Annotated in this window: 13 protein-coding genes and 2 pseudogenes; all 15 read right to left on the bottom strand. The window is 43.3% G+C overall.

The features are described from left to right. Window positions 1-8: 8 nt before the first annotated feature. Entirely contained in the window at window positions 9-416 is a 408-nt protein-coding gene (locus OC597_RS15940; protein WP_261416643.1) for an ester cyclase, read from the bottom strand. Window positions 417-616: 200 nt separating this feature from the next. Continuing rightward, a complete protein-coding gene (locus OC597_RS15935; protein ID WP_262209487.1) occupies window positions 617-2,305 on the bottom strand; it encodes a non-ribosomal peptide synthetase in 1,689 nt (562 codons plus the stop codon). Between the two features lie 197 nt (window positions 2,306-2,502). Then, window positions 2,503-4,071 (bottom strand): AMP-binding protein, encoded by a 1,569-nt coding sequence (locus tag OC597_RS15930; RefSeq protein WP_262209485.1) that lies wholly within the window; start codon window positions 4,069-4,071, stop codon window positions 2,503-2,505. Beyond that, the gene (locus OC597_RS15925) at window positions 4,058-4,327 is read right to left on the bottom strand and encodes a hypothetical protein (RefSeq protein WP_262209482.1); all 270 of its coding nucleotides are present in this window, start codon (window positions 4,325-4,327) and stop codon (window positions 4,058-4,060) included. Before OC597_RS15925 ends, OC597_RS15930 begins: the two co-directional genes overlap by 14 nt. Window positions 4,328-4,435: 108 nt before the next feature. Continuing rightward, window positions 4,436-6,061, bottom strand: coding sequence for a phenylalanine aminomutase (D-beta-phenylalanine forming) (locus tag OC597_RS15920; protein ID WP_262209480.1), 1,626 nt, complete (start codon window positions 6,059-6,061; stop codon window positions 4,436-4,438). 342 nt (window positions 6,062-6,403) lie between these two features. Then, entirely contained in the window at window positions 6,404-6,799 is a 396-nt protein-coding gene (locus tag OC597_RS15915) for a hotdog family protein (RefSeq protein ID WP_262209478.1), read from the bottom strand. Then, a complete protein-coding gene (locus OC597_RS15910) occupies window positions 6,799-7,623 on the bottom strand; it encodes a transglutaminase domain-containing protein (RefSeq protein WP_262209477.1) in 825 nt (274 codons plus the stop codon). The genes OC597_RS15915 and OC597_RS15910 overlap by 1 nt, the downstream gene beginning before the upstream one ends. A gap of 1 nt (window position 7,624) precedes the next feature. Further along, on the bottom strand, window positions 7,625-7,957 hold the full coding sequence (locus OC597_RS15905; RefSeq protein ID WP_261416650.1) for an ApeI family dehydratase: 333 nt from the start codon (window positions 7,955-7,957) through the stop codon (window positions 7,625-7,627). Between the two features lie 131 nt (window positions 7,958-8,088). Further along, window positions 8,089-10,293 (bottom strand): beta-ketoacyl-[acyl-carrier-protein] synthase family protein, encoded by a 2,205-nt coding sequence (locus OC597_RS15900; RefSeq protein ID WP_262209475.1) that lies wholly within the window; start codon window positions 10,291-10,293, stop codon window positions 8,089-8,091. A 20-nt stretch (window positions 10,294-10,313) separates the two neighbouring features. Then, window positions 10,314-11,063, bottom strand: a complete 750-nt coding sequence (locus OC597_RS15895) for an SDR family NAD(P)-dependent oxidoreductase (protein WP_262209473.1) — start codon at window positions 11,061-11,063, stop codon at window positions 10,314-10,316. Then, window positions 11,056-11,724 carry a hypothetical protein gene (locus OC597_RS15890; RefSeq protein WP_262209471.1) on the bottom strand — a complete coding sequence of 223 codons (669 nt, stop codon included), beginning with the start codon at window positions 11,722-11,724 and terminating at the stop codon, window positions 11,056-11,058. The genes OC597_RS15895 and OC597_RS15890 overlap by 8 nt, the downstream gene beginning before the upstream one ends. A gap of 29 nt (window positions 11,725-11,753) precedes the next feature. Then, window positions 11,754-12,041 (bottom strand): acyl carrier protein, encoded by a 288-nt coding sequence (locus OC597_RS15885; RefSeq protein ID WP_261416654.1) that lies wholly within the window; start codon window positions 12,039-12,041, stop codon window positions 11,754-11,756. 274 nt (window positions 12,042-12,315) lie between these two features. Beyond that, complete coding sequence (locus OC597_RS15880) at window positions 12,316-12,723, bottom strand: hypothetical protein (protein WP_262209469.1); 408 nt, start codon at window positions 12,721-12,723, stop codon at window positions 12,316-12,318. Between the two features lie 131 nt (window positions 12,724-12,854). Continuing rightward, a pseudogene (locus tag OC597_RS15875) lies at window positions 12,855-13,707 on the bottom strand (IS3 family transposase). Between the two features lie 366 nt (window positions 13,708-14,073). Next, window positions 14,074-14,334 (bottom strand): annotated as a pseudogene (locus tag OC597_RS15870) (FAD-dependent oxidoreductase); the annotation flags it as partial. Window positions 14,335-14,348 lie beyond the last annotated feature (14 nt).

Here is a 14,348-nt window from a genome sequence, read left to right as displayed (position 1 = left end):
TTATCGGGTTATGCTGACTGTTGTTTTAGCCAAATTTCGCTGTACATTTCGTCATCGACCATGAACCACAGCTCTGCGACTTTCCCATCAACAAATCGTTTTTCTACCATGATTTCAATATCACGGGGTTGCCCTTCACCTTTTAACGTGGCCTGGCGATTAAGGCGAGCATAGGTGCGGTCACCGGCAGCAAAGACCGATTCGATCGAAGTTGAGATCGACGCGTGTTTTGCAACAAATTCAGCCATTCCCCCTTTCATCTGTTCAATATGTAGTGTTTTACCTTTTAAATGGCACTTTGCACCCTCATGATAATAGCTGTTAACCACCGGGCAGTTGCCCGTATCAAAAACATCGGTATACAGTGATTTTACAATTTCAATGTTTTTCAGTTCGTTTTCATTATACTCAGTCATAACATAGTTCCATTTATATAACGCCAAATATTGGCTGTTATTTTTCGAGTTGATAAAATAGTAAGTAAAAATCGATAACTGGATGATTAACAATCCAACGAGTAATATTTATGATTGAAATTTAAAATACATTAACCCCAATAATAAAACTTTAACTCATTAGATATATCTCACCGAGAACTGCAAAATAAAAATAAGCTTTAAGCATTGATTTTGGTGGCCACCAAATCGTCCACACCTTGCAATGTTCCTGCAACATAAAGGTCAAGGAGATTGATTTTAATATCAAACTTTTTATTCAGTTCATAACTAAACGTGAGCATAGATATGGAATCAAAGCCAAGATCAAATAAACCGATATCAAGCAGCTCAACAGGCTTATCCAGTACCTGTTCGGCAACACTCTTAACAGACCGTCCAGCGGAATCGACTTGCCGAATTTCCAGATTTTTTATCGTCTTATTGACTAAGTACTTCGTATCTATTTTTCCATTCTTATTGAGCGGCCACTGAGTATTTTCGATAAAAAAATCAGGGAAAGAGAAGGGACTTAACTGTGATCGCAGTCGGGCAGCGATCGCATCGAGATCTGCCGTTTTATCCTGTATTTCGATCAAAGACACAAGATGGTTGTTCCATATAAAGCACAGTGCTTTCACTATCGACCGATCGTTTTCTAACGTCTTTTCAATATCATCTAATTCGACCCGATACCCATTCAGTTTAACCTGACGGTCCTGCCGACCCAGAAAATAAAACTCGTGATCCAATGTGCACTCGACGATGTCACCGGTATCGTAATATCGGGTGCCCTCAATTATCGTAAACACCTTCCCAGTTTCAACGGGGTTATCGTGGTAGCCCAGGGACAAACCTTTCCCCGTCACATGTAGTCTCCCGATGCCAGATTTTCGGTATTTGCCAGTGTTATCATCGAAGAGAAGGTAATCAACCCCCTCGACCAGTTTTCCTATTGGAATCCGTTTCTCACGTTTCAATTTGTGGAGCTCTAACTGAGCAACAGTGGTGAAAACGGTGTTTTCTGTTGGCCCGTAACCGTTGTATAGCCGCGTACCGGGTGAACGTTCCAAAAAAGACACAGCAGCGTGAAAATCCACTTTATCTCCACCGACGATCAGATGTCTGAGACGTGTTAATGCGTGGCAATCACCGGACAGCATGTGGCTCCTGAAGAGGCCGGCCGTCATCCACATACAGGATATCTTGTACTGCTCAATCGCGTGAAGAAGAGACGCCTCATCCAGCACCACCATCTTATCCAACAGCACCAGCGTGCCGCCGGAGAGTAAGGGGGTAAAGATTTCGAAGGTTGACGCATCAAAAGACAGCGACGAATAAGATACAACAACGTCTTCACTACTTAAGGAAATGAAAGAGGGACGATGCAGCAAATTGAGCACAGAACTCGCTCTGACCTGCACACCTTTAGGTTCACCCGTGGAGCCTGATGTATACATGATTGACATCACCCCTTGCTCAGGGCAGCGAGGAAGTGCGTGCACGTATTCATGATGCGCCAGGGTGTGTGAGACAAGCTGCCCCGTGTCGAAACACACGTCATTAATCACTCGAATCTGAGGGAACTTTGCCGCGATCTCAGTCAAAAATGAACGGGGCCGATCGCCATCAACCGGTATAAATGTTATGCCACAGTCTATGGCAGATAACATCAGTATGATAGCTTTCAGTTTATCTTTGACATTGATAATGACCGCTGTGTCACTGAGTGAAATTGCCTGATTGCAGATCCCAATGCGTTGATCTAACTCCTGATACGAATATGTTACCTCATTAAACACGATCGCGTTTTTCTGTCCATAACGCGCTCTTACCGTACGAAGCAAATTTTTCAAGTCAGCATCTTGCACCGATTCACCTCTCCTTGTTTTTGACCATTCGTAATGCGTAGAAGTCTTTTACGTCTCCTGAATGATTTGTCTGTGGAAACAGGAAACTGAGAAGACGCTGGTATTCCGATGAAGAAACCACCCCAACAGCGTCACACGTTGACATTCAATGAGGACGCTTTTAAAGGGAAAGAAGAGTTAGCAGAACGAAGGTTGATTCATTTAATATGTAATAAAATCAGTTTTTTATCGGTTAGACATACCTTAGAGCGGATGAACGCTGAGTTCACGGAATTTTTGACTTTGTTCCTGTCTAGCTTTGAACTCCTCAGCTTAGGTAGTGAATCAAAAATGGCGAAGATATTGGGAATCATATACTTTGGCAACCGCTTCCCTAATAATGAAATACATTCTTCAGGATTAAGTAACGATGTATTCTCGTATGAAAGAACCAAATAGTCTTTGTTGTTATCCGTATACTTATGTAGAAAAAGATCGCCAATATTCAGCGCTTTCTTAATATTCTCCGCAACATCCTGAAGGTGCACTCTGAATCCATTCAGCTTAACTTCATCATCCGATCGTCCGAGAAAGTAGAAAACACCTTCATCATCCAATCTAACAACATCATTGGTACAGTAGTATTGGTCATCGCCAACAAAAATAAACGGGTCATCAACTTGTGATTGATTAATATATCCTTTCATGACTTGTTTGCCAGATATCAATAATTTTCCTTCTCCGGAAGTTGAGAAACCAGAGCGGGTTTCGAGCAAGTATTTGGTGCCATTAAATGGCTTACCGATACTGATATCGCCGACTAAGCTATCAAGGGTGATCTCTGAAGAAAAGCAACACATGGTTCCTTCTGTCGGGCCGTATGCATTAAGGACTTTCAGATCAGGGATGTTTTCCAGCAATGTCTTGATGGATTGCCCGTGGGGTTTTTCAGCACCAAACAGGATGAGGTTCAGAGAGTTAAGCTTGTCAAACCCGGTCGATTCATTGAGCTGTGGCAACAATATTTTCAGCACTGAAGGGACACAGCTCAACCTGGTGATCTGATATTTCTCAATAATCCCAGAGAAAATTGCCGGAATGAAAGGCGCCTTATACAAATAGACAGAGTGCCCATACAGAGGCGGCACAATACTGTCGAGTATGGTCATATCGAAATACAATGGACCAATTGACAGATAATTTTCTGATTGCTCACTGACGTAGCGAGGATACAGCGCATTTAAGAAAAAATTCAGATTTTCGTGAGTGATTTGAACCCCTTTAGGCTTCCCCGTCGACCCGGAAGTAAAGATGATGTACGCAACGGTATCTGTATCAATATCCGTCACATTGTCTTCATCGCGGGCATAATCGTCGGCTAATGCGCTGACACGTCCATTAGACACTACACAGTCGGGTGGAATTAACAATTTTTGCCTAAAGGCGTTCTCTTCGCCTATATCGGAGTCCTCCGCTATGACCATATCAGGTTGAAGATCTGACATGATCATCGCCAAGCGGCTGGTCGGCAAGCTTTTATCTAATGGACAAAAAGAGACGCCTTTCAATAAACATGCAAAGAAAATGGCATACTCTGAAAATGACTTATCCAAAAATGAGACAACTCTTTTGCCCTGAGTCATGCTCGTCGATTCAAAGTAATTCATTATCATAACTATTTCCAGATACAGTTCTGAAAATGTCATTTTTCTTTCAAAGTCGTAATAAGCAATATTATTATTACTTTTGAATCGCCTTATCATCGACAATAGGTTATTTGTCGTCATCTTCGGCCTTTTTATTGATTGCAGAGTGCACCCAAGAGACCACTTTATCAAGCGTATCCAGGTATTGTTCATCGCCAATATTACTGCCAAATGACAGGCCATAATCTTTATTTATTTTGTAAACAAACTGAAGAATATCCACCGAATCGAGGATATCTTTCAGTTTAACCTGCCCGTCGATATTTATGCTATCATTGTAATTGTTTATTAACTTAATTTCATTTTTAAGTATTTTTTCAATCTCAGATTTTTTCATATTTCGCTTTCCATTATCATTCGTTCTGCGATCCATCACTAGGGATCACCAAAGTCAGCAACACGATTAGGCTGGAGGGCTAAGTCACGCCCCCTCCTGCTTCAATCGCTAAATATCACGATTTTTTGTTAACACGGTTTGAGCAATGGATTCGATATAATCGGTAATGGTTTTATCTTTTTCTAAATAAGGCACAAGCGTGCGAGTTTGTTCATAGAGCGTACGCGTTCGTTTCGATAAGCCAGCGGTTCCACGTATATCGACGGCCTGACAAGCACAGAGTAATTCGAACGAAACCACATATTTAAGATTCTTTAACTGCTCCCTTACGCGGCGAGCGGCAACCAGCCCAAAAGAGACAATGTCCTGAAAGTCTCCGGTGGTGCTCAGCGACTGTATTGACATAGGCATACAGGAGGCTCTGGATTCAGCAGTGATCGATGCTGTCATGAATTGCCCCCCCATCAACCCCAAACGTAATCCCGGATTTTCTGCGCACAGAAACGCTGGTAAACCGTTGCTGTTGGACTTATCCATGAACCTGTCGATGCGTCGGTTGGCGAGGTTCATCATCGTCACCAGCGCAATATTCAGATGATCCATGGCCATGGATACGTATTGACCATGAAAATGCCCATTATGGAATACCTCTTCCGTGGTTTGGTCAATCAACGGATTGTCGTTGGAAGAGTTAAGCTCGTTAGCCAACGTTTGTTTAATATTCTTCAGGGTATCCGCGACTGGTCCAAGAATTTGAGGTGTACAACGGATCGAATACGCGTCCTCAATCTGATGGTTACTCGCTTTGACTAAGCCATCCATTTCCTCAGCAATCATCTTTTCGACTTCATGTTCGTTCACGGCCAGTGAAGAATCAGCCAGTGTTTCCCATACGGTGGTGGCAACTTCAAGCTGCCCTGGATGTGGCTTCATTCGGTGTACTGCGGGTTCAAATGGTTTCGTTTTACCGTGCAGCCCTTCAATCGACAACGAGGTAATGGTGAGGTACGTGTCGAATAACTGTTTTACTTCGTCATACAGTAATACCCCTAAGCCCACCATGGCTGACGTACCATTGATCAGCGCCAAGCCTTCTTTAAAGCTGAGCTCCATCGGAGAGATCCCCGCTTTTTTTAGCGCCATCGACCCACTCATCTGCTCGCCCTGGTAACGCGCCTTCCATTGACCTGTACAAACCAACGCAATGGCTGCCAGCGGCCCCAGATCACCGCTTGTCCCAAGCGAACCTTTTTCAGGAACACAGGGGACTATCCCTCGGTTATAAATTTCGACTAATTTTTTGAAGTTAGCGATCGAAATGGCTGAGTTGCCACGAGACAATGAGACTATTCGCGCAAGCATGGTGGAGCGGACCGTCGTATCGTCGAAATATCTCCCCACATTGGTCGCAACGGCATTAATTAAGTTGTTCTGAAGCTCATTGGCTTTATCGATAGGGACGATATAGTTGACGAAACCGCCCATACTCGTATTGACACCGTAAATGACTCTGTCGTCTGATACCATGCTCTCCAGGATTTCGCGCGATTTTGTCACTCTGTTTACGACGTCGTCATCGAGGGTGACAGGTTGATGAAGCCTTGCCGCACATGCGATTTCTTCCAGGGAAACATCTTTACCCGATACAATGTGGAAACTCGTCATTTCGGCTTGAGACAAGTTTTCTTCAGAATAAATAACAGATCTATTACCATTTTCGTTTATAATACTCATTTTCATCCACCAATTAATTTCAACTTATATTAGTCACTTTTATATTTAAATATAAATTCGTTTTGGCGTCATCCATTTAAATGACGGTTATTTTAAAATTAAGAGAGCCGTTACATGTGATAAATTAAACATGCCACTATTACTGCACTCATCTTTAAATTAACGTCTTAAATGGAATTAAAGCCCCCAGCGATATAATACGAATGCAACTCCACATTTTAAAATTTAATGTATTTAAAGTTATGTAGGCTAACGTATTCACCGTCTGAGTTTTTCGCTCAATATTATTCATATCGAATTATAAAATTTACGATCCTGACATGCCCATTAATGGGCTCAGTTTCAATCTGAGCTTGACAGTAGAATGTTACAAGAAAGGAGCGAATGGTTGGTGCTGGTGAACGCTTCGCAGTGATATAAGTATTTCTTATCAAGACGGCTGACCATTTTTGTGACTAAGCGGTAGTCAGGTTTAATGTCTCCAGCTTGCTGAATACTTAGATCATCCAAACCGACTAAATAGCCATTGTAATTAGGGTCCAGTTGGTTTTTTATATGAATCCCTGCTGCCTGAGCTAATGATTCAACAATCAAAGGCCATGCATTTTGGCAACACTTTCTGTAGGTCTTCTCTTCAGAGAAATCCGCCCTGGACGTCATTTCATGTTCAGACATATCCTCAACGCTTCCAATAAAAGAAAAAGGTTGAGCATGGGCCCCTTTCATAAACTCTGGCATTACTTATAATCTCTTTGATAAGGATGTAAGTTAATGAACCCTTCAAATTCAAGATTGATGCTGTTCATCTCTTTTCTACTTTCATCGATATTTTCAATGATCTCGTCCACTAGTTGGGGCTCGTTCACATACTGCTTAAAATCAAAGTAGTCCCAATAAAAAAGTTCCACTTTATGCAAAGCCAAAACGTCCTGTAGTGTTCTCCATACGAATCGTTCCAGCCCAAGGATCTTTCTGTACGAACGATGATGAATGGTATCGAGGTCTAAATCACCGCACCGATACTTTTTCCATAGATCGGTAAAAAGATTGGACTTATTTCTCGGAATGTTATCAAACTCGAAATCGACAAAATTTTGAGTTTGGTTTTTTTCAATAATCTCGCGGGTGACCGTTGGATCCAGAATCTGCCATTTTTGGCCTGAAGTGCACCAGTACTCAAGGACAATGTGTTCTGCGTAGGAGTTGGGCTCAAAATATTCGCACAAACAGAATCGATATCGTGCCGGGATCGACAGCTCACGCATGATACCGAGACATAACAATGAAATGGTTTGGCAATTGCCAATTATTTTCTTTTCAAAAATATTCTCTGTTCTTAAATCAAGCCCGCGTCTCTTCGCTTCTTGCAGAACTTCTGTGACCGTTCGCAGTTCGTAATCTTTATGCCGGGACAACGGGATCTTGTGAGCATTGACCCCACTTTGATGCTCGATGAGATTCCGACATCCTTTAGCAATGCTCAGCAGAGAGTCGTCCACATCGAGAAAAGGTGCCGCATCGCCTAAGGCCGTAATATCTGATTGAGTTGAGTAATCGATCATATTATTGCACTTTTATGTAACTGACTTTGAGTACTTTACCTGTGTCATTTTTCACAGTGCAAACTACTTTATCCGGTTGATCATTGATTTTAACAATGACTTTTTCGTTGGGCAGGACAGTCTTGTAAAACCGAGCATTATCAATCCCGGCAATATTCGACATCCCTGTTTTTAACAGATTGTCATAGATGGTATCTAACAGCAGTACACCCGGAACAACCGGATTGTCAGGGAAATGTCCTCCAAAAAAAAGACAGTCACTGTTAAATAGCATAGAGAATGATCCATTCGAGACGGCATCAATAATAGCCCCATGCGTATTTTTGTGGCGCATAATAAACCACCTCCTCAAGACTTTATATTATTTAATCAGAATACAGGATGTTAATGTAAAGGCGGCGGTGCGCTTCACTCTCCCGGATGAAATGAAATCAAACCACTGCCTATCCTTTTCGTTTATAAACACTATCTCATCGGACTGTCTTGACTTGAAATGATGCATGCTCCCACATTAGAAGACAGATCAATGGATATTACCAACACGTTGCTTTTAATGCCCGTCGAAATCATCTCAGTTGCGTCAACGATATGTGTCATAAAGTCGGATGAGAGTCTCTTATAATTCTTACTCTCCACAACAAGATGGGGGTGATATTGGGTCAACAAGTGTTTCACACCGTCGACGATGCTGTTGTCTACCAACGCATTTGATACGAGACAATGCTCTATTTCAGTAAAACTAATGCAGGCTTCTTCACAAGATTCGAGGATGAGTCGATCCAAGAGGCGATGGAACTTTTCATCATTCCTGAGCACCAATCCGTTGTAGGACGAATGAAGCATGCTTCGAACCCATGCTGCAGGCGCATAATCACATTTGGAAAGTTGCTCCCGGCTCGAAAGAAGAAGGGCCGCACTTCCTTTAGCCATCGCATAGTCTGAGCTTGCTAAAAATTGATGGATAAATTCTTCCTGAACCGTTGTCACATCGTCACTTGAACAGGCAATCATAAAGTCCTGCGTATCATTTCTCAGAAGATCCACGGTATATTCGAACGCCGCTGTCGGACTGCACAACACCGTTGAGTGACCGATAATCTTGTGCGCGATAGACACCTGACCACAAGTTGCACTGACAATATGCCCTGGAAAGTGGCGCGCACTTGCATACCGGGGATCACCCTCATAGATCGACGTGAGGAAATTTTCCAGACATCGTTGTGGACGCTGTGAGTTGCCAGTAATCACCCCTGCTCTGGCATTACTTTGCAAGACCTGTTCAAAACCATTCATCACATCGCCTACCGACTCAATGCAGTATTTGATTTCCGGTGAGTCGCGTTTGAACCTCTTGTTTTGCAGGTGAATCTTACATTCGTCCTTAATAACACCCTTTTGAGTGTCAATAACCGTTTTTGCCACCCCGTCATTCGCGCTTGCTTTCACAATAGGTATTGCTGACTTAGTGTATTTGGGTTCTCGTTCATTCGTTCGCTTAGTCACAATAACGGCACTGTTACTGCCACCAAATCCAAAACTGCTTGCCAGGACGGTACGAACTTTATCGCTAGGGTAATCCCTGTAGTTGAGGTTTATGGGGCTGCACCCTTCTCGCAGTTCTCTCAGGTTGTTGTTTTCTGGTGTGATGCCCACATCTAGCAGAGATAAGACACTAATCAGTTCTACGATGCCAGACGCCCCTAAAGTATGGCCGTAAAATGGCTTCATTACGCTGACTGGCACATCAAGACCAAACAATTTCTCGTACGCTTTTGACTCTGGGATATCGTTTGCCCCCGTGCCGGTAGCATGCGCTGAAATCAAATCGACATCATTTCTGCTCAGGCCTGCGGCCGATAATGCCGCATCAATTGCTTGAATAGCACCAACTCCATTCGGCTCTGGGGAGGTTTCGTGATACGCATCGCTGGAGGCACCGTAGCCGGTGATTAACCACTTATTATGAAAGTTATCTTTGTTTTTGGTGAGTATAAGTATGCCCGCCCCCTCCCCTAAGTTGATCCCTGCAGGCTTAGAAAACGGCGCACATCGGCCTTCATTCAACGCACTTAGACTGTTGAAACCGGCCACCACGGGGAGATCAACACAATCAGAACCACCACAGATCACCACATCCGCTTTATCGGAATGAAGCAGATCCGTCGCTATCCCAACCGCAGTTAAGCTCGAAGAGCAAGCGGAAGATACGACAATTTTCTTCCCTTGGATATTGTAACGAGCGGCAATGGCGTTCCCACAATGCGATAACATTGAAGACATCAGTTCGCTGTACGATACGGTGTCCTGCTCATTGTTCAGCACCTTATTAAACATTTTTGCATAGCTGTCGGTGCCGGAATTATAGCTGCCTAATACGATAGAGATTCGACTCATATCGTACTCTGCCAGGTTTATTCCCGAGTTTTTGATAGCGGCTGCCGTGGCTCTTAAGGCAATAATAGAGGCGTTATTCACCCAGCCGTGTTTACCAAAGGATTCCGTACATGTTTTATCGAAGATGGACACGGTGGCATTCTTAATCCCCAACTCATTATATTCATGATTGTTGATTAACCGATGATGATCTGTAGAAAAACGTGTTAATTCGCTTAAATCAGTAACAGGTGGGGTGTAGAGCCCCATTCCAGAAATTACTATTGAACCTTTCATTATCCTGCCTCATTAAATCTCTAGCAAAACTTCCCGCCATCGATATGGAGCACCTGGCCAGTCATGTAATTACAGTGGTCGCCGCATAGCAATTGCACGATTGAACTCACGTCTTTGACGCGGCCTGTTCGCTTTATCGCCGACACGAGTAATACATGGGAGTACGTACTTTCAGGAAGATCATGGGTCATATCAGTATCGATGTAGCCCGGAGCAACGGCATTCACAAATATATTGTGACTGGCAAGCGTTCTTGCACATAAGCGAGTAAAACCATTTACACCTGCTTTGGTTACGCTGTAGGCGACCTGGCCTGCATTTCCGCATAGAGAGGTGTTAGATGATATGTTAACAATTCGTCCGGGTTCATCATTCCTGGTCGACTTTTTCAAGGAGGGTACTGTCGCCAGCGTCATGTTCATCACACCTTGAAGATTGGTCGATAACACGGCTTTGTTTTCCGCTTCATCGCAATTTACGAATTGTTTACTCAGCGTCACCCCGGCATTGTTCACCAGAACATTAATGGTCCCGTACTCACGTTCAACCGCTTCGACTACTGACTGACACATGTGAAAGTCTTGGACGTCTAGCTTATGAACGGAACAAGATACATTGCTTTCTTCCAGCGTCTGCCTGACCTGTTCTGCGCTATGGGCATCGCATGTATACGTCAAAGCTACATGGGTGTTTTCAGAGGCGAATTCCATGCAGATCTCTCTTCCGATCCCTCTTCCTCCTCCAGTGACGAGAACGACTTTCTTAGACATAGTCAACCACTCCATTTCCTAGCCGTATCGTTGCCCCGTTAATCGGAAAATTATTTTCAATCATCGATAAAATAAATTCCGAAACGTCCAGGTAGCTATTTGACTTATATTTTAATGCGTAATTTTTTAAAAGTTCTTTGCCCTGCCTATTGATATTCAGCTCTTTTAATTCAGGTTGGATAACCAGTGAGTTGAAAAGCATATTGTAACGAGAATATTCTTTTGCCAGGGATTTCGACATTGATATCATGGCTTCGTTGTATGTGGGCGAGCTATCATTAGCATCCAAATATCCAAACGAATCATCTTTTAACAAAAAGAAAAACTTGCAGTTATCTAACCTCATGTTAGTCAGAATTACTCGTTTTATTACCTTCATTAAAAAATTTATGTCATCAACCAACCTTCCTGAAAAAATATCACTATCACTATGAATGATATCGTCATTAAATATTGATCTCAGGCAATGCTCTTCATTATATCTTACGTCAACAATGACATTGTCGTATGTCCGGCCATCCATTTCCAGCTTCTTTATCAGGTCTTCTTTCACGTCATCGGTTTCATTAAATGAAAACAAGTCGACGCTGTCCTCAATGAGATTATTCTGTAAGCAATCAACGATTGCTGATTGATAATTTTTTATAATCAGTGTTTTCATGTTATCCAGCGCTATCTATCGGATTGTTTTCAGCGAGCACCACATTTATCGATAACCAGTTCGGCCAGGGTCAAAGGAGATTGACAATGTTTTTCCATCAACTCATTTGTGATCTCCCCCAGGTCAATACTGTATTCTTTTTGGATTCCAACAAAAATATCCAGAACATCGACAGAGTCTAATGCTAAGCCTTCCTCAGACAATAAAAGAGTGTCATCTTTAATATCTGACAATTGATGTCCCCATTCGCTGAGTTCTAGATCTTCAAAGATAATTTTTTCTTTTATGTGGGTGATAACTTCATTTATATTCATCATTTTACTTATTACCCTTCGTTTATTGGATAAAATTCAACTGTTACTGAAGAATTAAGTGGTTCGATAATGCCATCAATCATCTTGATGGATGATGTTGATTGTCATCAGTTCGATACGAGTTTACCTGGAGGCGTAATATATTTGGTACCTCACAGATCAGGAGGTTTAATTGACTTAAGATTTCACGGTCGGTTAATTGTCCATTTCGCCAATTAGTTTCACTATTGACCTACATTCGATCGCAAAACGGCTGGTATGAGAAAGAAAACCCTTTTTATATACCGGTGGATGCAAAGCGAATGGCTTCTTTTCGGCGGACGAACTGGGTCCAGTTATCTTCGGTCAACGATCTATTATTCTGTTTACGACGGTCTTTTTTGAGTTTTCTTAACAGATTTCGATTAGCAACATCACGCAAATCCGTGCCGGAGTGGTTCAGCGCCGGAGAATATAACTTACTGAATATTATGTTCTTTTCAGCAACAATTTTACTCTCGGGGATCTCCCAGTTGTGACAGGAAGAGCGGTCAGAACATTGGACTAAGGCAGCATACAGAAACTTGTTTCCTTCGGAACCAAAATATTTAATACGAAGAATACGTGAAGAGGTGGAAATTTTATTACCGAGTTGAACGGGAATATCAGAGGTAATTGATGTTAAATAGACAATTCGTAGAACCATACTATAGCACTCCTTACTGTGTATTTTGTATACGCCACATACAAAAGGGCACCTGACAGTGCCCATGCCGCTTCCTTGGTTTAAGGTCTCGAAACGGTCGCTGATCCTACCCGCGTAATATGGACACGGCCCTAAGCGAGGTTCTGGTTTTCAAACTGTTCCGGGATGAGACCACCACAAGCACTGTGGCGTCGCCAGCGATTGTAATCACGCTCGATATAATTAAATACTGCCGTTCGCATTATTTCCCGGCTGATGAAGTCCTCTCCGTGGATACATTCCACTTTCAACGTGTGGAAGAAACTTTCGCACAGGCATTATCGTAACAGTTACCTCTGGCGCTCATGCTGCCACGCAAGTTGTACCGTTTCAGAAGCGCCTGATAATCCGCTGAACAGTACTGTCCGCCACGGTCAGTGTGAACGATAACGTGCTGCGGTCGTTTGCACCGCCACAACGCCATCTGCAACGCATTGCAGGCCAGTTGTGCCGTCATCCGCGAATACATTGACCAACCGATGGCCCGTGACTACAGGTTGATGACCACCGCCAGATACAGCCAACCTTCATCCGTGCACAGGTAGGTGATGCCTCCGGACCACTTCTGATTCGGGCCGCTGGCGTAAAAATTTTGCTTTAGCAGGTTCTCTGACACCGATACTGAAATCAGCCTGATGTTTTTTGATGAAGACATACTTCATTTCAGGCGCTTCGCGAAGTATGTCGCGGCCTTTTGGAGAATGGCCAGTTCCTCAGCCTGTTCTGCCCGCTGACGCTTCAGATGGGTGAGTTCAGTAGCCATCTCCTGTTCGCGTTCAGAAGAAGAGTGCTAATTTTGCTGTTTGCTTCGCCAGTTGTAGAGCTGAGATTCATACAGACTAAGTTCGCGGGCGGCGGCGGCTATCCCAAGTTTAAGGGCTTCCTGGCGGAATTCATGGTGTACTGCTTGCGTGGCTTTTTGGTTGTTGACGCCGGTTTTATCATGTGAGCTACCTCTGGTTGAGAGTTTACTCACTTAGTCGCATGTCCACTATTGCTGGGTAAGATCACGCGACCAATATATACCGTTTATTCCCGTCCCTTTTCGGTAACGGTCTGCGCCTTCGGTTATAGCGCCGTATTTAGTTAGGGCATGTTTAACGTCCCCCCTGCGCCCCTCTCGGCGCTTTGGGACTACAACCCACGATACTAAAAGCGTATTAACTCGGGTTGTCATTCATTTCTTTAGATGATTTCAGATGCGATTCTAGTTCGTGAACTTTTTAGGTTTAACTACATAGAAAACATCTCCATATGACACTAATCACCCAGTAAACTATATATACATATTACATATTACATACACGAACATTGGGAAAACGACATCCGCAGGCGCATGTTCAATGGAGTATCCGCTTTATCCATCCATTTCAGTCCCTGCAATGGTACGTCGCTGTCGGCAAGCGGTCCCACACAGCGCTAACTCAACTGTCCGCCATTGGCAAAACTGGTCGCCATCACCGGCTGACTACTACGTTCCAGCAGGTGTACCTGATAACCGCTTTTAATTGATACCCGGACAGTTGCCAAGCCAATCACACCGCCGCCGATAATCACAATGCGTTTTTTCATGACCTGAGATAAGC

This window comes from Serratia proteamaculans (assembly GCF_946227095.1).
GTDB lineage: Bacteria > Pseudomonadota > Gammaproteobacteria > Enterobacterales > Enterobacteriaceae > Serratia > Serratia proteamaculans_E.
This window is presented reverse-complemented; position numbering and strand designations above follow the sequence as displayed.